The sequence below is a fragment of the Streptococcus henryi DSM 19005 genome (genome assembly GCF_000376985.1).
Taxonomy (GTDB): domain Bacteria; phylum Bacillota; class Bacilli; order Lactobacillales; family Streptococcaceae; genus Streptococcus; species Streptococcus henryi.
In genome coordinates this window covers 1-22,317 of record NZ_AQYA01000017.1, presented here as the reverse complement: position 1 = coordinate 22,317, position 22,317 = coordinate 1, and the positions used below count along the sequence as shown (strand labels likewise).

Below are 22,317 nucleotides of genomic sequence, written 5' to 3'. Positions count from 1 at the left end.
CTAGGGTGCATCTTCGGGAAGTAGCTCAGCTTGGTAGAGTACTTGGTTTGGGACCAAGGGGTCGCAGGTTCGAATCCTGTCTTCCCGATGTCATGGCGGTGTAGCTCAGCTGGCTAGAGCGTCCGGTTCATACCCGGGAGGTCGGGGGTTCGATCCCCTTCGCCGCTATTTTTTTATATGAACTTTGGTTTTTGGACCTTTAGCTCAACTGGTTAGAGCACTCGGCTCATAACCGAGCGGTCGTAGGTTCGAGTCCTACAAGGTCCATTTTTTGGAGGATTACCCAAGTCCGGCTGAAGGGAACGGTCTTGAAAACCGTCAGGCGTGTAAAAGCGTGCGTGGGTTCGAATCCCACATCCTCCTTTATTTTATATATATTGTTATCGCGGGATGGAGCAGCTAGGTAGCTCGTCGGGCTCATAACCCGAAGGTCGTAGGTTCAAATCCTGCTCCCGCAATTTATTTAAAGTGTTGGCTCGGTAGCTCAGTTGGTAGAGCAATGGATTGAAGCTCCATGTGTCGGCGGTTCGATTCCGTCTCGCGCCATTTTAGCGGGTGTAGTTTAGTGGTAAAACTACAGCCTTCCAAGCTGTTGTCGCGAGTTCGATTCTCGTCACCCGCTTTATACCACAAAGGTATAAACCAAGACATTTCTTGGGCGCATAGCTCAGCTGGTTAGAGCGCACGCCTGATAAGCGTGAGGTCGGTGGTTCGAGTCCACTTGTGCCCATATATAGTATGGAGAATTACTCAAGAGGCTGAAGAGGACGGTTTGCTAAATCGTTAGGTCGGGTAACTGGCGCAAGGGTTCGAATCCCTTATTCTCCGTCTATGCTAGAAGCGAGATTATCTTATGATAACTCGTTTTATTTTTACCCTTTTTATTTCTCTATTGTTTTTTATTTGTATGGGGTTTATCATGAAGCAGTTTAAATTTTATCGTTCTCTTTTTTACAGTATTGCTTTTTTACTTATTTTTAGTATATTTTTTTATTTTGCTTCTCATTTTTTATCGCTTGGGAGTTTTATTATTACACCGATAAACTCTGTTGTTAGTAAAGTTGATAAGGTAATTAATGTTCCATTTTCATATGTTTCTTCTTTGAGTAGCGATTTAAAGGACTTATTTACTACCTATAGTGAGAATGAGGTTTTAAAGTCGAAAATTTATGACTTAGAAAATCAAGAGGAAAAACTGAATATGCTTGAGGAGGAAAATGATGCTCTTAAGGCAGAAATTGCTACATCTTCAACTTTTAAAGATTCAGTTTCGCTTATTGGTGAAGTTATTGTTAGGAGCCCGTTTTCTTGGTATGATAGTTTAGTTGTTGGATTAGGGACAGATCATGGTGTTAAAGATGGGATGCTTGTTTTAAATGGAGGAGGGCTGATTGGTAAGGTCTCTTCTTCATCAAAGTCTTCATCACACGTTGAACTTCTAACTGACGGAAATAATTTTGATATTCCTGTGAAGATTTCTTTAGAAAACTCTGTGGTTTATGGATTGCTTTCTGCTTATGATAGTGATTCCAAAGAATTTATAGTTACTGATTTGAATGTATCTAAAGATATTGTTGTTGATTCGGTAGTTTCTACAAGTGGTCTTGATGGTATAAGTGCAAGTAATGTATTAGTTGGTAAGGTAAGTAGAATAGAAGATGGGGAAGACAGGAAGTTATTTATTACTCCAGCTGCTAGTTTTGAAGCTATTTCTTTTGTAACAATTGTAGGTGATTAGATGGCTTTTTTTAAAAATAAGTATTTTCTTACTTTCATTCTTTTTATCCTTTTGATTCTTGATGGTCAAATCTCTTATTTTTTAAACAGTATTTTGGGTTACCATTGGCATTTTACAAGTCATTTGTTTCTACTGGCTTCAATTTTATTTGCTATTAATACCAGTAGTTTATTTTCATTCTTGATTTTTGCTGTATTTGGTTTTCTTTTTGACTCTTATTATCTTGGTCAACTGGGGATTATGGTAATTTTATTGCCAATGTTTGCTCTGCTATTTTCAAAAATAACTAAACCATATGTTGTGCATCTTTTCCCGAGTTTATTTATTTTTATCATTTCCGTTTTTTCATTAGATATGTTAGGTTATTTTTTTGCTGTTTTCTATGGAATGACAAATTTTAGTTTGGGAATTTATATTATGTATTCTGTTGCCCCAACATTAATTTTGAATCTAGTTTTTTTCTCATTATTTCAAAAAACATTTAAGAAACTCTTTTTTCTCACATAGTTTACGCTTTCAAAATGGAATTGTAACATTTGCGTAATGTTAATGCTTGTTTTTTTTGGTAAAATAATAGATGTCTTATCGAAAAGGAGTCGTTTAATTTATATGAAAAAAAGAATTTTATCAGCAGTTTTAGTGAGTGGTGTAACACTCGGAACTGTTGCATCTCAGGTAAGTGCAGATGATTATGATAGTAAGATCTCTGCCAAAGATGCCCTAATATCGAATCTTACAGCAGAACAAGCTGCTGCACAAAGTCAAGTGAACTCAATTCAATCTAAAGTTTCTTCACTTGAAGCAGAACAAGCAGAGTTAGAAGCAGAGAACGTAAAACTTGAAGCAGAATCTAAAAAGCTAAGTGAAGAAATTCAATCACTATCAAGCAAGATTGTTGCACGTAACGATTCTTTGAAGAAACAAGCTCGTAGTGCTCAAAAGAGTAATACTGCAACAAGCTATATCAATACAATTTTAAACTCTAAATCTGTTTCTGATGCTATTAACCGTGTTGTAGCTATTCGTGAAGTGGTTTCTGCTAATGAAAAGATGTTAGCTCAACAAGAAGCTGATAAAGTCTCTATTGAAGAGAAACAAGCTGAAAACCAAGAAGCTATTAATACTGTTGCTACAAATAAAGCTATTTTAGAAGATAATAAAGTTGCTTTAACAACTCAACAAGCACAATTACAAGTTGCTCAATTAGAGTTAGCAGCCCAATTGTCTACTGCTGAAGATGAAAAAGCTAGTCTTGTTTCACAAAAAGCAGCAGCAGAAGAAGCTGCTCGTCAGGCAGCAGCGGCAGAAGAGGCTGCTCGACAAGCAGCAGCAGCACAAGCAGCAGCTCAGGCACAATCAGTAGCAGCAGCACAAGCGGCAGCTACCGCTCCTGCTCAATCTGTTACAACTCAAGCTACTGAAGCAGCAACTCCAGCAGCTACAACTACAACGACTGCAGCACCAGCTGCACAAGTTACTACTCCAGCAGTTCAAGCAACTACTACAACAACTGCACCTGCAACAACAACAACGACTACAGTATCTTACTCAACTTCTGGTAATACTTATCCTGTAGGTCAATGTACTTGGGGTGTTAAATCAATGGCTGCTTGGGTTGGAAACAACTGGGGTAATGCAAATCAATGGGGTGCAAGCGCAACTGCTGCTGGGCATTCTACTGGATCTACACCTGTTGTAGGATCTGTCATTGTTTGGCCATATGATGGCGGTGGCTATGGACACGTTGCTTATGTAACTTCAGTTTCAGGTTCTACGATTACTGTTATGGAATCTAATTACGCAGGAAATATGTCTATTGGCAACTATCGTGGTTCTTTTGATGTTAATTCATCTGGATCACACTATTTCATCTATCAATAAAATTCTTAGGCGAGACTTAAAGATCTCGCCTTTTGAGCATTATAGTATTTTTTGTTTATTATATTTGCAATAGATTGTTTTTCATGACTAATTTTCGTCTATTGATAATCTTTTCGCAAGATTTATTAAATGTTTAGGTCACTGATTTATTAAAGGCCTTGAGCTCTAAAAACCTTTATTTTCATTGAAAAAATAGGTAAAAAGGGTTAAAATGGTAATGGATAAAAATTTTGGAGGAAATCATGTCTTATTCTGATTTAAAATTGTTTGCCTTGTCTTCAAACCAAGAATTGGCGCAAAAAGTGGCTGATACAATGGGCATTCAACTTGGAAAATCAACAGTTCGTCAGTTTTCTGATGGTGAAATTCAAGTTAATATTGAAGAGTCGATTCGAGGACATCATGTCTTTATCTTACAATCAACTAGCTCACCAGTTAATGATAACTTGATGGAAATTTTAATTATGGTAGATGCTTTAAAACGTGCTAGTGCAGAAACTATCAGTGTGGTAATGCCATATTATGGTTATGCTCGTCAAGACCGTAAAGCTCGTTCACGCGAACCAATTACTTCAAAATTGGTTGCTAATATGTTAGAAGTTGCTGGAGTTGATCGTCTTTTGACAGTTGATCTTCATGCAGCGCAGATACAAGGTTTCTTTGATATTCCTGTAGATCATTTGATGGGTGCTCCTTTGATCGCAGATTATTTTGACCGTCACGGTTTGGTCGGTGAAGATGTAGTTGTTGTTAGTCCTGACCATGGTGGTGTGACACGTGCTCGTAAATTGGCACAATTCCTCCAAACGCCAATCGCAATTATTGACAAGCGTCGTAGTGTCACTAAGATGAATACGTCGGAAGTTATGAATATCATTGGTAATGTTAAAGGGAAAAAATGTATCTTAATTGATGACATGATTGATACTGCTGGAACAATTTGCCATGCTGCTGATGCCTTGGCTGAAGCAGGTGCCACTGCTGTCTATGCATCGTGTACTCATCCAGTTCTTTCAGGTCCTGCACTTGAGAATATTCAAAAATCAGCAATTGAAAAATTAATTGTCTTGGATACTATTTACTTACCTGAGGAACGATTGATTGACAAAATTGAACAGATTTCTATTGCGGAGCTTATTTCTGAAGCTATTATCCGTATTCACGAAAAACGTCCATTATCTCCATTGTTTGAAATGGGTAAAATTGGATAATAATTTTGGGGCAGCCTAAGGGTTGCTCTTTTATTTTGTCATTTCACATTATCTTTTGTTTTAAAAATTGAGTTAGAAGTTCAACGGTTAATTACTTTTTTATTTTTTGGACCAAATTAGTGGTACTTATGAGTGATTTTATATTTATTTTGGGTTATTCACATGTGGATAACTTTTTATAATTTTATTTCACTGTGGATAAGCTAGAAAAGGGGGTGTTAATTGTCAGAATTTTGTGTATAATAGAGTTACTTATTTTAGAGGTGAGCAAATGGATTTAACAAAACGTTTTAATAAAAATTTAGATAAAATTGAAGTTTCCTTAATTCGTCAGTTTGATCAGTCTATTTCTGACGTTCCTGGAATTATGAAGTTAACCCTAGGTGAACCAGACTTTACCACACCAGATCATGTTAAGGAAGCTGCAAAGGCTGCAATTGATGATAACCAATCTTATTATACAGGTATGAGTGGTTTACTTGCTTTGCGTCAAGCTGCTAGTGGTTTTGTCAAAGAAAAGTACAATTTATCTTACAATCCTGATAATGAAATTTTGGTGACTATTGGTGCAACGGAGGCTTTATCTGCTACTTTGACTGCTATTTTGGAACCAGGCGATACCATTTTGCTGCCTGCACCAGCTTATCCTGGTTATGAGCCTATTGCTAATCTGGTAGGAGCTGAGATTGTAGAAATTGATACAACAGCAAATGATTTTGTTCTGACTCCTGATATGCTTGAAAAAGCTATTTTAGAGCAGGGTGATAAGCTTAAGGCTGTTCTTCTAAACTATCCAACTAATCCAACTGGTGTGACTTATTCGCGTGAACAAATTAAGGCTCTAGCTGATGTTCTCAAAAAGTATGAGATTTTTGTAGTCAGCGATGAGGTTTATTCAGAATTGACTTATTCAGAAGAACCTCATGTGTCTATTGCTGAGTATCTGCCTGAGCAGACTATTCTTATCAATGGTTTGTCTAAATCTCATGCCATGACGGGTTGGCGTATTGGTTTGCTTTTTGCGCCAGCTATTTTAACAGCTCAATTAATTAAGAGTCATCAATATCTGGTGACTGCAGCTTCGACTATTTCTCAATTTGGTGCTCTTGAGGCTTTATCTGTTGGTAAGAATGATGCCCTTCCTATGAAAAAAGAGTATATGGTGCGACGTGATTATATTATTGATAAGATGTCTGCACTGGGATTTAAGATTATCAAACCAGATGGTGCATTTTACATCTTTGCTAAAATTCCAGCAGGCTATAATCAGGATTCTTTCAAGTTCTGTCAGGATTTTGCCCGTGAAAAAGCTGTTGCTATTATTCCTGGGGTTGCTTTTGGCCAATTTGGTGAGGGTTACGTACGTCTGTCTTATGCAGCTAGCATGGAAACTATCCGCACAGCCATGGAACGCTTGAAAGAGTTTATGGAAGAGCATGCAAACTAGAGAAACTCAGGGATTAGTTCTATATAACCGAAACTATAGAGAAGATGATAAGCTGGTCAAGATTTTTACAGAGACAGACGGCAAGCGCATGTTTTTCGTGAAACATGCCAGTAAATCCAAACTGAATTCGGTTATCCAACCCTTGACAGTTGCTGATTTTATCCTAAAACTCAACGACAATGGGCTGTCTTACATTGAGGATTATAAGGATGTAGAGCTTTATAAAGAGATTAATGCTGATCTTTTTAAGCTGTCCTATGCTTCCTACGTGGTCGCTTTGGCTGATGCGGCTATTGCTGATAATGTGGCGGATCCCCAGCTCTTTGTCTTTCTAAAAAAGACTCTGGAACTCATGGATCAGGGATTGGATTATGAGGTTTTGACCAATATTTTTGAGGTTCAGATTTTAGACCGTTTCGGTGTCCGTTTGAATTTTCATGAGTGTGTCTTTTGCCATCGTGTGGGCCTCCCCTTTGATTTTTCCCATCAGTATTCTGGCCTGCTCTGCCCTGAGCATTATCAGGAGGACGACCGTCGCAATCACCTAGACCCCAACGTCCCTTATCTTTTAGATCGATTTCAGAATGTTTCCTTTGAAGACTTGCAGAGCATCTCAGTTAAACCTGAGATGAAGCAGAAGCTCCGCCATTTCTTAGATGAAGTCTATGATGACTATGTGGGAATCAGGCTCAAGAGCAAAAAGTTTATCGATGATTTGAGCAAGTGGGGAGATGTCATGAAGCCTGCGGATGATAAATAATTGAAATAGTAAAACTCCCTTGAATGAACAGGGAGTTTTTGCTATATAATACTCAAATAAAATCAAAATCAGATGAGGAAATGAGACAAAGGCAGTACTAGGGTATGGCAAGTCGAAACTGACGATGTATCATTTGGATTTTAAAAGAGTATAAGAAATAAGTCAACTCACTTGATCCCATATTTCTCCCCCAATTCTTGGCGAATGTTTGGGAAGGTTCTGATAGGCTGAGGGTTTTCTAGGTGTTGGCTGAGGTGCTTTTCCATCCAGACCATGTCATACCAGGTATTGAATTTGTAGCCGCATTTGTGGAATTGGCCGACTAGGCTGTAGCCTAGGTGTTGGTGGTATTGGACACTATTCTGGCTTAGGTACTGGTCTTCAACTTCAGGGTAGGCGATGCAGGCATTGAGATTGATGATGTTTTGGAGTTTTAGGGCATTTTCCAGAGCGGTGTACAAGGCTTTGCCTAGGCCCTTTCCTTGGGCTGACTTGTCTAAGTAGATAGTCACTTCAACTGCCCAGTCGTAGGCTGCTCTTGGATTAAAGGCTCCGGCATAGGCATAGCCTAGGATTTTGCCATCTTCTTCAGCGACTAAGTAGGGATATTTGGCCAGGGTCTTGAGGATGCGATCTGTGAATTCTTCCAGACTAGGCGCTTCATATTCAAAGGTGATGGCTGTCTGGTCAACGTAGTAGCTATAGATATCAAGCAGGGCTTGGGCGTCTTGTTCGGTAGCGATTCGTATCATGGCAGTTTCCTTTCAGTTATCTTCATTATTTCTGAAATCATGTCTTGTATTATAAGATAGAAGCTCAGCCAAGGCAAGTTAAATAAGTTATTTTCTCTATTCTTTTTTTCTTTTGATGTTTGAAAATCGGCTCTGCTATTTTTCAAAAAAATGAAAAAAATCTTAAAACGTGCTATAATAAAGCAACTATTGTTTGTGAAGGAGTCATTCATGAAGAAAATTGCTGTTGATGCTATGGGTGGGGATAATGCGCCTCAGGCTATTGTTGAGGGGGTTAATCAGGCTCTAGCGGCATTTAAGGATATTGAAATTCAGCTCTACGGTGATGAAGCTAAGATTAAGGACTATTTGACGGCGACTGAGCGCGTGAGCATTATACATACAGATGAAAAAATAAATTCGGACGATGAGCCAGCCAAGGCTATCCGTCGTAAGAAGAAGGCTAGTATGGTCCTTGGAGCTCAGGCCGTTAAGGAAGGCAGTGCTGATGCTGTAATTTCGGCTGGGAATACAGGTGCTCTGCTTGCGGCTGGTCTCTTTGTGGTCGGTCGTATCAAGGGTGTGGATCGTCCAGGTCTTATGTCAACCATGCCAACTGCTGATGGTAAGGGCTTTGATATGCTGGATTTGGGTGCCAATGCTGAAAATACAGCTGCCCACCTCCACCAGTATGCTATCCTTGGTTCTTTCTACGCCAAAAATGTGCGTGGTCTTGCCAATCCTCGTGTCGGCCTGCTTAATAATGGGACAGAGGACACTAAGGGTGATCCCCTTCGCAAAGAGACTTATGCTCTGCTTGCTGCGGACAGTTCGCTCAACTTTGTGGGAAATGTGGAAGCGCGTGAACTCATGAACAATGTGGCTGATGTTATCGTTGCTGATGGTTTTACGGGCAATGCGGTGCTTAAAACCATGGAAGGTACGGCTCTAACCATCATGGGAACCCTCAAATCTTCTATTAAAAAGGGTGGTTTGAAGGCAAAATTGGGAGCCCTTCTCTTGAAAGATAGTCTTTACAGCTTGCGAGATAGCATGGACTACTCAAGTGCAGGCGGTGCAGTTCTCTTTGGGCTTAAGGCACCTGTGGTCAAATGTCACGGTTCCAGCGATGCCAAGGCTGTTTTCCATACGATTAAACAAGTCCGTACCATGCTTGAGACAAATGTGGTTGGTCAATTAGTGGAAGAATTCACACCTAAGGATTCAGAATAGGAGATCATTATGACAAAAGAGGCTATTTTTGAAAGAATTTCTACTCTCATCAAGGATCAGTTACATAAGCCAGAGCTTACTGTGACTACTGAAACGACTCTTCAAGAAGACTTAGGGGTGGATTCAATCGCTCTTATGGAATTCATCATTAGCTTGGAAGATGAGTTTGGTCTTGAAATTCCAGATGAAGATGTTGAGGACATGACTTGTATGGGAGACATGTTGAATTATTTGGATAAGAGATTAAAATAGCAGGAAATGTTCGTTAAATACGGACGTTTTTATTTTTATTTTATAACAAAGTCTGTAAAATGTTGAATTATATATTTTCTTGTGTTAAAATTTACTTGAACAAAGGTGAAAGGCGAACAAAAACATGTCTAGAGAACTGATTTATTCAGGTAAAGCCAAAGATATTTATAGTAGCGAAGAAGATGAGAATTTGATTGTTTCCGTTTATAAGGATCAAGCAACTATGCTTAATGGTGCTCGTAAGGAGACCATAGAGGGAAAAGGTGTGCTCAATAATCAAATCTCATCTCTTATTTTTGAAAAACTGAATGCAGCTGGTGTGGCAACGCATTTTGTTAGGCAATTGTCAGATACAGAGCAGCTTAATAAAAAAGTGGATATCATTCCACTGGAAGTGGTGCTCCGCAATGTTGTAGCGGGATCGTTTGCCAAACGTTTCGGCATTGAAGAAGGTCTTCCTATCGAAAAACCTATTGTGGAATTCTACTATAAAAAAGATGAGCTAGATGATCCTTTCATCAATGATGAACATGTGGCTTTCTTAGGAATTGCCACCGATGAGGAAATCGCCTATATCAAGGCTGAGACACGCCGTATCAATGAACTTTTGAAAGAGTGGTTTGCCCAAGTTGGTCTGCAGTTGATTGACTACAAACTAGAATTCGGTAGAGACAAGGATGGCAAGATTATTCTGGCAGATGAATTTTCGCCAGATAATTCTCGCCTCTGGGATGCGCAAGGCAACCACATGGATAAAGATGTCTTCAGACGTAACCTCGGTTCCCTGACAGATGTCTACAAAGTTGTACTTGAAAAATTGAAAGAATTATAATTTTATTTTTTGATATTTTTCTTAAGTGGTGCGGACGCAAGCGACTACCTTCGGTATTCCATTGCTAAATTTTGAGTCTAAGGTCTCAAAATTTCCGTGAACGATAGCTACACTAGCTATCGTTCTTTCACCACGGCGAAAAATATCGTGAAACTCGCTTCGCTCGTATTAGCCGAGCAGAAAAAAATTGACTTGAGTAAGAGGATTAGAGAGAGGAATTGAACTCGTACTGAAAGCGAAAAAGTAAAACTGTCTCCCAGACTGTTTCAGCTGACAGCTAGGCATAGAAAACTGTCAGGAAAAATCATTTCAAAAATTAGGATTTTTGGTAATTTCCTATTTTTGGGTCGCTTTCTTATCGGAGAGGTATCTTAAAATGAACAAACGTATTTTTGTTGAGAAAAAGGCCAATTTTGGTATTAAATCGCAGGCTCTTTTGAAGGAATTGACGCACAACCTGCAATTGTCTTCTTTGACGGACCTTCGTTTGGTCCAGGTTTATGATGTTTTCAACTTGGCTGAAGACTTGTTTGACCGTGCTGAGAAACATATTTTTTCTGAGCAGGTAACGGACAATATCTTGGCTGAAGAAGATGTGCAGGCAGATTTGGCTAACTATGCTTTCTTTGCTATTGAATCTTTGCCAGGTCAATTTGACCAACGTGCGGCATCATCACAAGAAGCTCTGCTATTGCTTGGAAGCTCAAACGATGTGACCGTTAATACGGCGCAACTTTACTTGGTTAATAAGGATATTGATGGGGCTGAATTGGATGCTGTTAAAAACTATCTTCTCAACCCAGTTGATTCACGTTTTAAAGACATCACATTAGCCATTGCCCAGCATGATTTTTCTGAGTCAGATAAGACTATTCCAAACTTGGATTTCTTTGAAACTTTTGGTGCGGAAGACTTTACGGCTTATAAGGCAGAGCAAGGTTTGGCTATGGAAGTGGATGATTTGCTCTTTATCCAAGATTACTTCAAGTCTATCGGGCGCGTGCCGACTGAGACTGAGCTCAAGGTTTTGGATACTTACTGGTCTGACCACTGTCGTCACACAACTTTTGAGACAGAATTGAAGAAGATTGATTTCTCAGCTTCAAAATTCCAAAAACAGTTGCAGGCAACTTATGACAAATATTTGGCTATGCGTGAAGAACTTGGGCGTTCTGAAAAACCGCAAACCCTCATGGACATGGCAACTATCTTTGGACGCTATGAACGTGCCAATGGTCGTTTGGATGATATGGAAGTATCTGATGAAATCAATGCTTGTTCCGTTGAAATTGAAGTAGATGTCAACGGTGTTAAAGAGCCTTGGCTCCTCATGTTCAAGAACGAAACTCATAATCACCCAACTGAGATTGAACCATTTGGGGGCGCAGCAACTTGTATCGGTGGTGCTATTCGTGACCCATTGTCAGGTCGTTCTTATGTTTACCAAGCTATGCGTATTTCTGGCGCAGGCGATATCACCACGCCAATCAATGAAACTCGCGCTGGTAAATTACCGCAACAGGTTATCTCTAAAACTGCGGCGCACGGCTATTCTTCCTACGGAAACCAAATCGGTCTTGCCACAACCTATGTCAAAGAGTACTTCCACCCAGGTTTTGTTGCTAAACGCATGGAGCTGGGGGCAGTCGTCGGGGCAGCGCCTAAGGGCAATGTGGTTCGTGAAAAGCCTGAAGCTGGCGATGTGGTCATCCTGCTTGGTGGTAAGACAGGACGTGACGGTGTCGGTGGTGCAACTGGTTCTTCTAAGGTTCAAACGGTTGAATCGGTGGAAACAGCTGGCGCAGAAGTTCAAAAAGGGAATGCCATCGAAGAGCGTAAGATTCAGCGCCTCTTCCGTAATGGCCATGTGACTCGTCTCATCAAGAAATCAAATGACTTTGGTGCGGGTGGTGTCTGTGTAGCCATCGGTGAATTGGCAGACGGTCTGGAAATTAACCTGGATAAAGTGCCGCTTAAATACCAAGGCCTCAACGGTACTGAAATTGCCATCTCTGAATCACAAGAGCGTATGTCAGTTGTGGTTCGTCCTGAGGATGTGGATACTTTCATCGCTGAGTGTGCCAAAGAAAATATCGATGCCGTTGTGGTTGCCACTGTGACTGAAAAAGCCAATCTTGTCATGACTTGGAATGGTCAGACGATCGTGGATATTGAGCGTTCTTTCCTTGATACTAATGGCGTGCGCGTGGTTGTCGATGCCAACGTAATTGACAGCCAAGTTCAAGTACCAGAAGTGCGCACAACATCAGCAGATACTTTGGAAGCTGATACTCTTGCGGTCCTTTCAGACCTCAACCATGCCAGTCAAAAGGGTCTTCAAACCATCTTTGACAGTTCAGTTGGTCGCTCAACCGTCAACCATCCAATCGGTGGTCGTCACCAAATCACACCGACAGAAAGCTCAGTTCAAAAATTGCCAGTTCAAAATGGGGTAACCAAGACAGCCTCTGTTATGGCCCAAGGTTTCAACCCTTATATCGCTGAGTGGTCACCATACCACGGTGCAGCTTATGCTGTCATCGAAGCGACAGCTCGTTTGGTGGCAACTGGTGCAAATTGGTCTAAGGCTCGTTTCTCTTACCAAGAATACTTCCAACGTATGGATAAGCAAGCTGACCGTTTTGGTCAACCTGTTTCAGCCCTGCTCGGTTCTATCGAAGCTCAGATTCAGCTGGGTCTCCCATCAATCGGTGGTAAGGACTCCATGTCTGGTACCTTTGAAGAGTTGACCGTACCGCCAACCTTGGTTGCCTTCGGGGTAACAACAGCCGACAGTGCCAAGGTTCTCTCTCCAGAATTCAAGGCTGCTGGTCAAAACATCTACTATCTTCCAGGTCAAGTTATCTCAGAAGATATCGACTTCGACCTGATCAAGTCTAACTTTGCTACATTCGAAGACATTCAAGCTAAACACGCTATCACGGCAGCTTCAGCAGTTAAGTATGGCGGTGTCATGGAATCACTTGCCCTCATGGCCTTTGGTAACCGTATCGGTGCTACTGTGGAATTGGCAGAGCTTGACAGCAGCTTGACAGGTCAGCTGGGTGGATTCATCTTTACATCAGCTGAAGAAATTGCTGACGCGGTTAAAATTGGTCAAACGGTGGCTGACTTTACAGTCACTGTCAATGGAAATGCCCTTGTAGGAAGCAAGCTACTTGCAGCCTTTGAAGGCAAGTTGGATGAGGTTTACCCAACAGAATTCCAGCAAGCAACGGAGCTGAAAGACGTTCCAGCTGTAGCTTCAGATGCTGTCATAAAGGCCAAGGAAACAGTTGAAAAACCACTGGTTTACATTCCAGTCTTCCCTGGTACCAACTCAGAATACGATTCTGCTAAGGCCTTTGAACAGGCTGGGGCAGCTGTCAACTTGGTACCATTTGTGACCCTCAATGAAGCAGCTATTGCTCAGTCAGTTGATACTATGGTTGCAAATATTGAGAAAGCCAACATCATCTTCTTTGCGGGAGGCTTCTCAGCAGCGGATGAACCAGATGGCTCTGCTAAATTCATCGTCAATATCTTGCTCAACCAAAAAGTTCGCTCTGCTATTGACAGCTTTATCGCCAAAGGCGGTCTCATCATCGGTATCTGTAATGGATTCCAGGCTCTTGTCAAATCTGGACTTCTGCCATACGGTAACTTTGAGGATGCATCGGCAAGCAGCCCAACCCTCTTCTACAATGATGCTAACCAGCACGTGGCTAAGATGGTAGAAACCCGCATCGCTAACACCAATTCGCCTTGGTTGGCAGGTGTAGAGGTCGGTGACATTCACGCTATCCCAGTATCGCACGGGGAAGGTAAGTTTGTCGTCACTGATGAAGAATTCGCTCAACTGCGCGATAAGGGTCAAATCTGGAGCCAATACGTTGACTTTGACGGTCAGCCAAGCATGGATTCTAAATACAATCCAAATGGTTCTAGCCATGCCATCGAAGGTATCACCAGCGAAAATGGTCAAATCATTGGTAAGATGGGTCATTCAGAGCGCTGGGAAGATGGGCTTTTCCAAAATATTCCAGGAAATAAAGACCAAAAACTCTTTGAATCGGCGGTTAAGTATTTTACAGGAAAATAAAAGCATAACCAAAACTTAGTAGAACATTGCTTAAGTTTTGGTCTTTAAAAAGTGTTAACACAAGATAACTTTGCACTCAATTTAAAAGAGCGCAACTGAACGTGGTCGAAAGGCTGGGGCAAAAAGATAAATCATTTAGAAAATCAAGATTTTCTGAAGAATTCCTATTTTGCCTTTGCCTTTTAGCGGCCTTGGTATCGAGGTATTATGACATACGAAGTGAAATCATTAAATGAAGAATGTGGTGTTTTTGGTGTTTGGGGCCATCCAGATGCTGCTAAACTCACCTACTTTGGTCTTCATAGTTTGCAACACCGTGGTCAAGAAGGTGCAGGTATCCTTTCCAATGACAACGGTCAATTGAAGCGCCATCGTAATATGGGGCTCTTGTCAGAAGTTTTTAGAAATCCTGCTGACTTGGACAAGTTGGCAGGTAATGGTGCTATTGGCCATGTTCGCTATGCAACGGCTGGAGAAGCCTCTGCTGATAACATTCAGCCTTTCCTTTTCCGTTTCCATGACATGCAGTTCGGACTTGCCCACAATGGGAACTTGACCAATGCCCAATCTTTGAAGCAGGAATTGGAGCGCAATGGTGCCATTTTCAGTTCAACTTCTGATTCTGAAATTTTGGCTCATCTCATTCGTCGCAGTCACAATCCAAGCCTTATGGGCAAGGTTAAAGAAGCCCTTAGCCATGTTAAAGGCGGTTTTGCTTATATTCTCATGTTTGAGGACAAAATGATTGCTGCGCTTGATCCAAATGGTTTCCGTCCCCTTTCAATTGGGAAAATGAGTAATGGAGCTGTTGTGGTCTCATCTGAAACCTGTGCCTTTGAAGTGATTGGGGCGGAGTGGATTCGTGATGTGGAGCCTGGTGAAATTGTCATCATTGATGATTCTGGCATCCAATACGATAACTACACAACAGATACTCAGTTGGCTATCTGTTCTATGGAATACATTTATTTTGCTCGCCCTGATTCCAACATTCATGGTGTCAATGTCCACACGGCTCGTAAACGTATGGGAGCACAGCTGGCGCGTGAATTTAAGCATGAGGCTGACATCGTGGTCGGTGTTCCAAATTCATCTCTCAGCGCAGCCATGGGCTTTGCCGAAGAATCAGGCTTGCCAAATGAGATGGGTCTCATCAAAAACCAATACACGCAGCGTACCTTCATCCAGCCAACTCAGGAATTGCGTGAGCAGGGTGTTCGCATGAAGCTGTCGGCTGTATCTGGGGTTGTAAAAGGCAAGCGCGTGGTTATGATTGACGATTCGATTGTACGTGGGACAACTTCGCGTCGCATTGTTCAGCTTTTGAAAGAAGCTGGCGCATCTGAAGTGCATGTGGCTATCGGCAGTCCTGCCCTTGCTTATCCATGTTTCTATGGTATTGACATCCAAACCCGCAAGGAATTGATTGCGGCTAATCACTCGGTGGAAGAAACGCGTCAAATCATTGGTGCTGACAGTTTGACTTATTTGTCAATCGATGGACTCATTGATTCTATTGGTATTGAAACAGATGCTCCAAATGGTGGTCTTTGCGTGGCATACTTTGATGGAGAGTATCCAACTCCACTCTATGATTATGAAGAAGACTATCTAGCTAGTTTGGATAAGAAAGTTAGTTTTTACAGAGACGGTAAATAGAATCAGCTCTGCTATTTCCAAAAGAAAAAAGAGAAGGAAATTATTATGACAGAAAAAAATGCATACGCTCAGTCTGGTGTTGACGTTGAAGCGGGTTATGAGGTTGTTGAACGTATCAAAAAACACGTAGCGCGTACGGAACGTGCTGGTGTTATGGGGGCTCTTGGTGGTTTCGGTGGTATGTTTGACCTGACTCAAACTGGTGTTAAGGAACCGGTCCTCATTTCAGGGACTGATGGCGTGGGAACAAAACTCATGCTGGCTATCAAGTATGACAAGCACGATACCATCGGTCAAGACTGCGTTGCCATGTGTGTCAACGACATCATCGCAGCTGGTGCTGAGCCCCTTTACTTCCTTGACTATGTAGCTACGGGTAAAAATGAACCTGCTAAATTGGAGCAGGTGGTAGCTGGTGTGGCTGAAGGTTGTGTCCAAGCAGGTGCTGCCCTCATCGGTGGTGAAACAGCTGAAATGCCTGGCATGTACGGCGAGGACGACTATGACTTGGCTGGCTTTGCTGTTGGTATTGCTGAAAAATCTCAGATTATCGACGGCTCAAAAGTAGCTGAAGGCGATGTTCTTCTTGGTCTTGCTTCAAGCGGTATCCACTCAAATGGTTACTCTCTCGTTCGTCGCGTCTTTGCCGATTACACAGGCGAAGAGGTCTTGCCTGAACTTGAAGGCAAAAAACTCAAGGACGTTCTCCTTGAGCCAACTCGTATTTATGTCAAAGCGGTGCTTCCTTTGGTTAAGGAAGGCTTGGTTAATGGTATTGCTCATATCACAGGTGGTGGTTTTGTTGAAAATGTTCCTCGTATGTTTGGGGATGACCTAGCTGCTGAAATCGAGGAAGACAAAGTGCCAGTTCTACCTATTTTCAAAGCTCTTGAAAAATATGGGGAAATTAAACATGAAGAAATGTTTGAAATCTTCAACATGGGTATCGGTCTTATGTTGGCCGTTAAGCCTGAAAACGTGGACCGTGTTAAAGAGCTCTTGGATGAGCCCGTTTATGAACTCGGCCGTATTGTGAAAAAGGCTGACGCTAGTGTGGTGATGAAATAAGCCACTTGATTTTATAAGAAAGGAATGTTTAGTTAGTATGCCTAACTGAACACGGGACTAATTTTCTAGGAAAAAAGATAAAACTTCCTTGGCGCAAGTTGCCTTCGTCAGTTTTCCTATTTTTCTACGAAAATTTTCGGCAAGCCGAACCATCCCTTTGTATCGAATATGAAAAAAATTGCCGTATTTGCCTCCGGCAGCGGGTCAAATTTTCAGGTCATAGCAGAGCAGTTTGATGTCAAATTTATCTTCTCAGACCACCGTGATGCCTTTGTTTTGGAAAGAGCTGATAATCTGGGAGTGCCTGCCTACGCTTTTGAGCTCAAAGAGTTTGACAACAAAGCAGCCTATGAACAAGCCATCGTTGACTTGCTGGACCAACATCAAATTGACCTGGTTTGCCTAGCAGGCTACATGAAAATTGTTGGACCAACTCTACTTTCTGCCTATGAGGGGCGCATTATCAATATCCACCCAGCCTACCTTCCTGAATTTCCAGGTGCCCACGGTATCCAAGATGCTTGGGATGCAGGTGTGGATCAGTCTGGAGTGACTATCCACTGGGTGGACTCAGGTGTGGATACTGGCCAGATTATCAAACAAGTGCGCGTGCCGCGCCTAGCTAGTGATACCATCGAAAGCTTTGAAACCAGAATTCATGAACACGAATACCAGCTGTATCCTCAAGTTTTGGTGGAGCTGGGAGTGGAGCCAAAAAATCCTTGATTTCTTGGTTTTGTAGCTGTAGACTAGAGATGATAATATCATTAAAATCCTACAAGCTAAACAGGAGGTTTTCTCATGTTATCATCTAAAAAAACTACCAACTATTTATTTTATGCCTATTTAATTTTATTGACCTGGGGGATTCTATTTAAATTTGAAACCCAATTAAGCTACATTCCATTTTTCTATGGTCCCAGAATTCTCAACTTGATTCCATTTTCTGAGCCTCTGGTTGTCAACGGAGACATCGTCTTTGCGGAGATGGGCTTTAATCTGCTTGTCTTTGTCCCTTTTGGTGTTTGTTTACCCTTGATAAAGCAGAATTGGTCATTTTGGAAGATTATTGGATGTGGTTTCTTACTGAGTTTTCTCTATGAGAGTCTCCAATATATACTAACTATTGGTATGGCAGATGTGACAGACCTCATATTCAATACCTTGGGAGTAGGAGTAGGCCTATTAGTCTATCTCATATTCACAAAAATCTTCAAGTCGAAGACAAGACAATGGGTCAATGTTGTAGGATTGGCTGTCATAGGTCTCTCATTCATTGTTTTGATTTTATTATTTATTCTTGGTATTTAAAACAAGCTTAAAAGATTAATATCTTATCAAAAACGGTGAGTTGGCACAAGCTATTTGTTGACTAGAGATAGGTCGAGATAGGCCATATGAAGAGACGCAAACAGAAGAAAATTTAGCAGGTATCAAAGAAGAACTGGCTGATAAATATCAGATTGAGCTTGAAGATATTATGCTATCCTATCAAGCAAAACTAGAACAAAGATTTGCAGATAATTAGTAAGATAGAGACTAAATTGACTGCTCTGCTTAGCGACCGCAGGTCGCCCAAATGTGTTCGTCGCCGTAGTGACAGGACCATCAGAATAATTTCTGATGGTCGAGGGAAATCTTGAGACCAAGGCTCAAGATTTAGCCATGAAACCGGAGGGTTGCTGGCGACCCCACTACTTTAGACGAACACAAGAAAAAGCTTTCAAAAGAAAGGAAATTAAAAATGACAAAACGCGCATTAATCAGCGTATCAGACAAAGCGGGCATCGTTGAATTTGCCCAAGAACTCAAAAATCTCGGTTGGGATATCATCTCAACTGGCGGAACCAAGGTTGCCCTCGATAATGCTGGGGTTGACACCATCGCTATTGACGATGTGACTGGCTTCCCTGAAATGATGGACGGCCGCGTTAAGACCCTCCACCCAAATATCCACGGAGGACTTTTGGCTCGCAGAGATTTGGATAGCCACCTTCAGGCTGCCACTGACAACAATATCGAGCTCATCGACCTTGTCGTGGTTAACCTCTACCCATTCAAGGAAACTATCCTTCGCCCAGACGTGACCTACGATTTGGCAGTGGAAAACATCGATATCGGTGGCCCTTCTATGCTGCGTTCTGCGGCTAAAAACCATGCCAGCGTGACAGTCGTGGTTGACCCAGCTGACTATGCTCTTGTTTTGGAAGAAATAGCTGACGCAGGTCAGACAACATTCCAAACACGCCAACGTCTAGCAGCCAAAGTCTTCCGTCACACTGCAGCCTACGATGCTCTCATTGCCGAGTATTTCACAGCTCAAGTTGGTGAAGCAAAACCTGAAAAATTAACTATTACTTACGATCTTAAACAGCCAATGCGCTACGGTGAGAACCCGCAACAGGATGCGGATTTCTACCAAAAAGCACTGCCAACAGACTACTCTATCGCAGCAGCTAAACAGCTCAATGGTAAAGAATTGTCCTTCAATAATATTCGCGATGCTGATGCGGCTATCCGTATCATCCGTGATTTCAAAGACCGTCCAACAGTTGTGGCACTCAAACACATGAATCCATGCGGTATCGGACAGGCTGATGACATTGAGACAGCTTGGGATTACGCTTATGAAGCAGACCCTGTTTCTATCTTCGGTGGTATTGTTGTCCTCAACCGCCAAGTTGATGCAGCGACAGCTGAGAAGATGCACCCTATCTTCCTAGAAATCATCATCGCACCGTCTTATACGGAAGAAGCGCTAGCCATTTTGACCAATAAAAAGAAAAACTTGCGCATCTTGGAATTGCCATTTGACGCGCAGGACGCAAGCGAAGTGGAAGCTGAATACACTGGCGTTGTCGGCGGACTTTTGGTGCAAAACCAAGACGTGGTCAAGGAGAGCCCAGCTGACTGGCAAGTCGTGACTGAGCGCCAGCCAAATGAGCAAGAGGCTACCGCTTTGGAATTTGCTTGGAAGGCTATCAAATACGTTAAGTCAAACGGCATTATCGTTACCAATGACCACATGACCCTTGGTGTCGGACCTGGTCAAACTAACCGTGTGGCCTCAGTCCGTATCGCCATCGACCAAGCCAAAGACCGTCTCGATGGTGCCGTTCTGGCATCAGACGCCTTCTTCCCATTTGCAGACAACATTGAAGAAATCGCAGCCGCAGGCATCAAGGCCATCATCCAACCAGGTGGCTCAGTCCGCGACCAAGAATCTATCGACGCTGCCAACAAGCACGGCATTGCAATGGTATTTACGGGAGTGAGACATTTCAGACATTGATTTTTTGGAAAATAGAGAAGCACCCCAACTGATTGCTTGGGGTGTTTTGGCTTATTGAGGTCAGGGCGGATTGTCTTGACTGAAAGTGAAATAGGAAATGTGGTAAAATAAGAGGGTATTTATCTACAGAAAGAGTGTAAAAAATATTAGGAAAAGAGAATGACAAAAGACTATAAAAAAGAAAATCAGGACGGCTTCTTTGAAGACATAGTGGATGATTTAGAAGAAATTATCAATCGCTCAGAACCTACTCTAGGTGAGAAGAGGAAAAATTCTTTAGCAAATAACTCAGTAGAACAGGGCAAATCAGATGAAAGCTTTGAAGAAATTGCGACTGATTTGGCTATCAGTATTTCTGAACATGAGCGGTTAGATAAAAAAGAGGAAGAGCAAGAGGCTCGTCGTTTTAATCATCAAGAAAGAGCTAAAGTTTTAACTGAACAAGAGCGCCGGCAAGATGAGAAAGAAGCTCAGCTTGTAATAAAGGAAAGAGAACAGCGCTTGAGAGAACAAGCTCTCAAGGAGAGAGAAGAAAGACAACGTAGAGAAGCTAAAGAGCTGGCTGATCAAGACGAATCTAATCCAGCATTAGTGACGGTCTTTTCTCTATTTCTGCTAGTGATTGTCTTTGTAGGTATTTTTTCAGGGGGTGATAGCTCAACTTCAAAGAGTGGTTCCAGCTATAGTCATAATCAGCTGAATCGCAATATTGAAATCTACCGTTCTCCTATAGATGAATCAGATTATACCTTGGGAGAGGATGAATCAGTCTATCCTTGGACCTTTGAGGAATTTGAGACCATCTCTATTCCTAATATGCTATTGATGGGAAACTCGAATTTTACACTAGACCAGTTTGTTGAAAAGTATGGACTGGCTAGCAAGGCAGAGTATACTAGCAGTTCTCAAACCTACGATATGGTTTCATTAACCTATAGCTTATCGGAGATAGAATCTCTTAGATTTAGTTTCATGTATCGCGATTCTCGTTATCTTATTTTTTTTAAAGACTATGAGGGATATGAAAATTCTCTACTCAGTGACTACTGGAAGGATAAGGAAGGAAAAAGTTGGAGTATCGCTGACTACAATTCCCTCAGTACTGGTGCAGAAGAAGGGGATACCTTAGAGCAGATTATTTCCACCTTTGGTGCTCCGGCAAGTTATAAATCATCAGTTACTTCCTCAATATCAATCAGTGATTTTTACACCCTTAGCATGGACTACCCTTTGGAAGATGGTTCTATCATCCGTCTATCTTTTTCAAGTAATACCGACGACCCATCCAGCTATCGACTCAGTAACTCTCAGATTAAGGAAGAGGACACAATCGAGCAGTAGCAAGGATGCCTGATTCCTTAGTGATTCTAGCAGGATTTTGAAAAGGAAGAACCCCGACTGTCAGTTGGGGTGTCATCCGTGCTTGGAGGCTTATTCTGGTGCATTAACAACAGATCAGCGTCTAAAATCGTCCTATCATGAACAGGAAATACAAAATAATAGGTAGGAAAAAACTCCCCAACCAAAGAAGGAGTGAGTGCCACCACAACCAGACTTTAAGACCATCTTTTAGGACTTGATGGCCAAATAAGGTCAAAGGGAGTTGGATTAAAGAGATGATAAAGAAGAAAATAGAGATAAAAACAAGCCATCCAGCTGCCGGTTCTACCGTACTCATGATAAGCATATAGGCCCAAAGCACACCTTGAAGTATGAGGTTGCCGAGCAACCAAATTTTAAACCCCTTCATATTTTTCCCTCCCATGAAAACAGGATATCTTATAGCTATTTTACCATAAGCTTGTTTAGAATTGAGACAAGGACTGACTATGGTTTGTGTCAAGTTATTCTCGGAAAGTTTTTCAAAAGTCCTAAATCCATTTCTTCATTTGTCCAATTGGACTACTTGTTGCACCGTTTAGTGGGATAGTCGCACTTGGGATAATATGCTGGTCGTGCTGGCCTTTCTGCAGGAGTTTTCGCATATTGATTTTTATCTCTGGGCTGAAAGTTTTAAATGGGTATGAGTTGCGGTAATAGACCTCAAAAAGCCCATTACGCTGTGCCGTCATTAAGATAACCATGCTTTCTGCGCCTGATTTTGTCCAATT

General features: G+C 41.7%; 18 protein-coding genes, 9 tRNA genes and 1 pseudogene. 25 read left to right on the top strand and 3 right to left on the bottom strand.

The window, feature by feature from the left end:
• The first annotated feature begins 14 nt into the window (after nucleotides 1–14).
• From F601_RS0100965 to recO, 15 genes are all read left to right on the top strand, one after another.
• Nucleotides 15–88, top strand: a tRNA-Pro gene (locus F601_RS0100965).
• Between the two features lie 6 nt (nucleotides 89–94).
• Nucleotides 95–168, top strand: a tRNA-Met gene (locus F601_RS0100960).
• A gap of 25 nt (nucleotides 169–193) precedes the next feature.
• Nucleotides 194–267, top strand: a tRNA-Ile gene (locus F601_RS0100955).
• A gap of 6 nt (nucleotides 268–273) precedes the next feature.
• Nucleotides 274–363: transfer RNA gene (locus tag F601_RS0100950), tRNA-Ser, on the top strand.
• A 21-nt stretch (nucleotides 364–384) separates the two neighbouring features.
• Nucleotides 385–458, top strand: a tRNA-Met gene (locus F601_RS0100945).
• A gap of 15 nt (nucleotides 459–473) precedes the next feature.
• Nucleotides 474–546 (top strand) — tRNA-Phe (locus F601_RS0100940).
• A 5-nt stretch (nucleotides 547–551) separates the two neighbouring features.
• Nucleotides 552–622, top strand: a tRNA-Gly gene (locus F601_RS0100935).
• Between the two features lie 34 nt (nucleotides 623–656).
• Nucleotides 657–730, top strand: a tRNA-Ile gene (locus tag F601_RS0100930).
• Nucleotides 731–740: 10 nt separating this feature from the next.
• Nucleotides 741–828: transfer RNA gene (locus F601_RS0100925), tRNA-Ser, on the top strand.
• A 91-nt stretch (nucleotides 829–919) separates the two neighbouring features.
• Nucleotides 920–1,738 (top strand): rod shape-determining protein MreC, encoded by an 819-nt coding sequence (gene mreC / locus F601_RS0100920; RefSeq protein ID WP_018163807.1) that lies wholly within the window; start codon nucleotides 920–922, stop codon nucleotides 1,736–1,738.
• A complete protein-coding gene (mreD, locus tag F601_RS0100915; RefSeq protein WP_018163806.1) occupies nucleotides 1,739–2,245 on the top strand; it encodes a rod shape-determining protein MreD in 507 nt (168 codons plus the stop codon).
• Nucleotides 2,246–2,347: 102 nt separating this feature from the next.
• Nucleotides 2,348–3,619, top strand: a complete 1,272-nt coding sequence (gene pcsB / locus F601_RS0100910) for a peptidoglycan hydrolase PcsB (protein ID WP_018163805.1) — start codon at nucleotides 2,348–2,350, stop codon at nucleotides 3,617–3,619.
• 242 nt (nucleotides 3,620–3,861) lie between these two features.
• Nucleotides 3,862–4,830 carry a ribose-phosphate diphosphokinase gene (locus tag F601_RS0100905; protein WP_018163804.1) on the top strand — a complete coding sequence of 323 codons (969 nt, stop codon included), beginning with the start codon at nucleotides 3,862–3,864 and terminating at the stop codon, nucleotides 4,828–4,830.
• 271 nt (nucleotides 4,831–5,101) lie between these two features.
• Nucleotides 5,102–6,277 (top strand): pyridoxal phosphate-dependent aminotransferase, encoded by a 1,176-nt coding sequence (locus tag F601_RS0100900; RefSeq protein WP_018163803.1) that lies wholly within the window; start codon nucleotides 5,102–5,104, stop codon nucleotides 6,275–6,277.
• Nucleotides 6,267–7,037, top strand: a complete 771-nt coding sequence (recO, locus tag F601_RS0100895) for a DNA repair protein RecO (protein WP_018163802.1) — start codon at nucleotides 6,267–6,269, stop codon at nucleotides 7,035–7,037. The genes F601_RS0100900 and recO overlap by 11 nt, the downstream gene beginning before the upstream one ends.
• A 167-nt stretch (nucleotides 7,038–7,204) precedes the next feature.
• Here the strand turns inward: recO and F601_RS0100890 are convergent, their stop codons facing one another.
• On the bottom strand, nucleotides 7,205–7,789 hold the full coding sequence (locus tag F601_RS0100890) for a GNAT family N-acetyltransferase (RefSeq protein WP_018163801.1): 585 nt from the start codon (nucleotides 7,787–7,789) through the stop codon (nucleotides 7,205–7,207).
• Nucleotides 7,790–7,999: 210 nt separating this feature from the next.
• On the opposite strand from F601_RS0100890, the gene plsX reads away from it, so the two are divergent.
• From plsX to F601_RS0100835, 10 genes are all read left to right on the top strand, one after another.
• Entirely contained in the window at nucleotides 8,000–9,001 is a 1,002-nt protein-coding gene (gene plsX / locus F601_RS0100880) for a phosphate acyltransferase PlsX (protein ID WP_018163799.1), read from the top strand.
• Nucleotides 9,002–9,010: 9 nt separating this feature from the next.
• On the top strand, nucleotides 9,011–9,253 hold the full coding sequence (locus F601_RS0100875; protein ID WP_018163798.1) for an acyl carrier protein: 243 nt from the start codon (nucleotides 9,011–9,013) through the stop codon (nucleotides 9,251–9,253).
• A 124-nt stretch (nucleotides 9,254–9,377) separates the two neighbouring features.
• On the top strand, nucleotides 9,378–10,085 hold the full coding sequence (gene purC / locus F601_RS0100870) for a phosphoribosylaminoimidazolesuccinocarboxamide synthase (protein ID WP_018163797.1): 708 nt from the start codon (nucleotides 9,378–9,380) through the stop codon (nucleotides 10,083–10,085).
• A 376-nt stretch (nucleotides 10,086–10,461) separates the two neighbouring features.
• Nucleotides 10,462–14,187, top strand: a complete 3,726-nt coding sequence (locus tag F601_RS0100865; protein WP_018163796.1) for a phosphoribosylformylglycinamidine synthase — start codon at nucleotides 10,462–10,464, stop codon at nucleotides 14,185–14,187.
• A gap of 207 nt (nucleotides 14,188–14,394) precedes the next feature.
• The gene (purF, locus tag F601_RS0100860) at nucleotides 14,395–15,846 is read left to right on the top strand and encodes an amidophosphoribosyltransferase (protein WP_018163795.1); all 1,452 of its coding nucleotides are present in this window, start codon (nucleotides 14,395–14,397) and stop codon (nucleotides 15,844–15,846) included.
• A 45-nt stretch (nucleotides 15,847–15,891) separates the two neighbouring features.
• The gene (gene purM, locus F601_RS0100855; RefSeq protein ID WP_018163794.1) at nucleotides 15,892–16,914 is read left to right on the top strand and encodes a phosphoribosylformylglycinamidine cyclo-ligase; all 1,023 of its coding nucleotides are present in this window, start codon (nucleotides 15,892–15,894) and stop codon (nucleotides 16,912–16,914) included.
• A 168-nt stretch (nucleotides 16,915–17,082) separates the two neighbouring features.
• The gene (gene purN / locus F601_RS0100850) at nucleotides 17,083–17,640 is read left to right on the top strand and encodes a phosphoribosylglycinamide formyltransferase (protein ID WP_018163793.1); all 558 of its coding nucleotides are present in this window, start codon (nucleotides 17,083–17,085) and stop codon (nucleotides 17,638–17,640) included.
• A gap of 75 nt (nucleotides 17,641–17,715) precedes the next feature.
• Complete coding sequence (locus F601_RS0100845; RefSeq protein ID WP_018163792.1) at nucleotides 17,716–18,225, top strand: VanZ family protein; 510 nt, start codon at nucleotides 17,716–17,718, stop codon at nucleotides 18,223–18,225.
• 433 nt (nucleotides 18,226–18,658) lie between these two features.
• Nucleotides 18,659–20,206, top strand: coding sequence for a bifunctional phosphoribosylaminoimidazolecarboxamide formyltransferase/IMP cyclohydrolase (gene purH / locus F601_RS0100840; protein ID WP_018163791.1), 1,548 nt, complete (start codon nucleotides 18,659–18,661; stop codon nucleotides 20,204–20,206).
• A 159-nt stretch (nucleotides 20,207–20,365) separates the two neighbouring features.
• Entirely contained in the window at nucleotides 20,366–21,547 is a 1,182-nt protein-coding gene (locus F601_RS0100835) for a hypothetical protein (RefSeq protein ID WP_018163790.1), read from the top strand.
• Between the two features lie 121 nt (nucleotides 21,548–21,668).
• On the opposite strand, the gene F601_RS0100830 is transcribed toward F601_RS0100835, so the two are convergent.
• Together F601_RS0100830 and F601_RS13220 are read right to left on the bottom strand one after the other, a co-directional pair.
• Complete coding sequence (locus F601_RS0100830; protein WP_018163789.1) at nucleotides 21,669–21,956, bottom strand: hypothetical protein; 288 nt, start codon at nucleotides 21,954–21,956, stop codon at nucleotides 21,669–21,671.
• A gap of 121 nt (nucleotides 21,957–22,077) precedes the next feature.
• Nucleotides 22,078–22,317: pseudogene (locus tag F601_RS13220) on the bottom strand (hypothetical protein); the annotation flags it as partial.

Excerpts from the sequence above, each read along its gene's own strand:
- mreC (WP_018163807.1), top strand. The coding sequence starts at position 920 with ATGAAGCAGTTTAAATTTTATCGTTCTCTTTTTTACAGTATTGCTTTT.
- mreD (WP_018163806.1), top strand. The coding sequence starts at position 1,739 with ATGGCTTTTTTTAAAAATAAGTATTTTCTTACTTTCATTCTTTTTATC.
- pcsB (WP_018163805.1), top strand. The coding sequence starts at position 2,348 with ATGAAAAAAAGAATTTTATCAGCAGTTTTAGTGAGTGGTGTAACACTC.
- F601_RS0100905 (WP_018163804.1), top strand. The coding sequence starts at position 3,862 with ATGTCTTATTCTGATTTAAAATTGTTTGCCTTGTCTTCAAACCAAGAA.
- F601_RS0100900 (WP_018163803.1), top strand. The coding sequence starts at position 5,102 with ATGGATTTAACAAAACGTTTTAATAAAAATTTAGATAAAATTGAAGTT.
- recO (WP_018163802.1), top strand. The coding sequence starts at position 6,267 with ATGCAAACTAGAGAAACTCAGGGATTAGTTCTATATAACCGAAACTAT.
- F601_RS0100890 (WP_018163801.1), bottom strand. The coding sequence starts at position 7,789 with ATGATACGAATCGCTACCGAACAAGACGCCCAAGCCCTGCTTGATATC.
- plsX (WP_018163799.1), top strand. The coding sequence starts at position 8,000 with ATGAAGAAAATTGCTGTTGATGCTATGGGTGGGGATAATGCGCCTCAG.
- F601_RS0100875 (WP_018163798.1), top strand. The coding sequence starts at position 9,011 with ATGACAAAAGAGGCTATTTTTGAAAGAATTTCTACTCTCATCAAGGAT.
- purC (WP_018163797.1), top strand. The coding sequence starts at position 9,378 with ATGTCTAGAGAACTGATTTATTCAGGTAAAGCCAAAGATATTTATAGT.
- F601_RS0100865 (WP_018163796.1), top strand. The coding sequence starts at position 10,462 with ATGAACAAACGTATTTTTGTTGAGAAAAAGGCCAATTTTGGTATTAAA.
- purF (WP_018163795.1), top strand. The coding sequence starts at position 14,395 with ATGACATACGAAGTGAAATCATTAAATGAAGAATGTGGTGTTTTTGGT.
- purM (WP_018163794.1), top strand. The coding sequence starts at position 15,892 with ATGACAGAAAAAAATGCATACGCTCAGTCTGGTGTTGACGTTGAAGCG.
- purN (WP_018163793.1), top strand. The coding sequence starts at position 17,083 with ATGAAAAAAATTGCCGTATTTGCCTCCGGCAGCGGGTCAAATTTTCAG.
- F601_RS0100845 (WP_018163792.1), top strand. The coding sequence starts at position 17,716 with ATGTTATCATCTAAAAAAACTACCAACTATTTATTTTATGCCTATTTA.
- purH (WP_018163791.1), top strand. The coding sequence starts at position 18,659 with ATGACAAAACGCGCATTAATCAGCGTATCAGACAAAGCGGGCATCGTT.
- F601_RS0100835 (WP_018163790.1), top strand. The coding sequence starts at position 20,366 with ATGACAAAAGACTATAAAAAAGAAAATCAGGACGGCTTCTTTGAAGAC.
- F601_RS0100830 (WP_018163789.1), bottom strand. The coding sequence starts at position 21,956 with ATGAAGGGGTTTAAAATTTGGTTGCTCGGCAACCTCATACTTCAAGGT.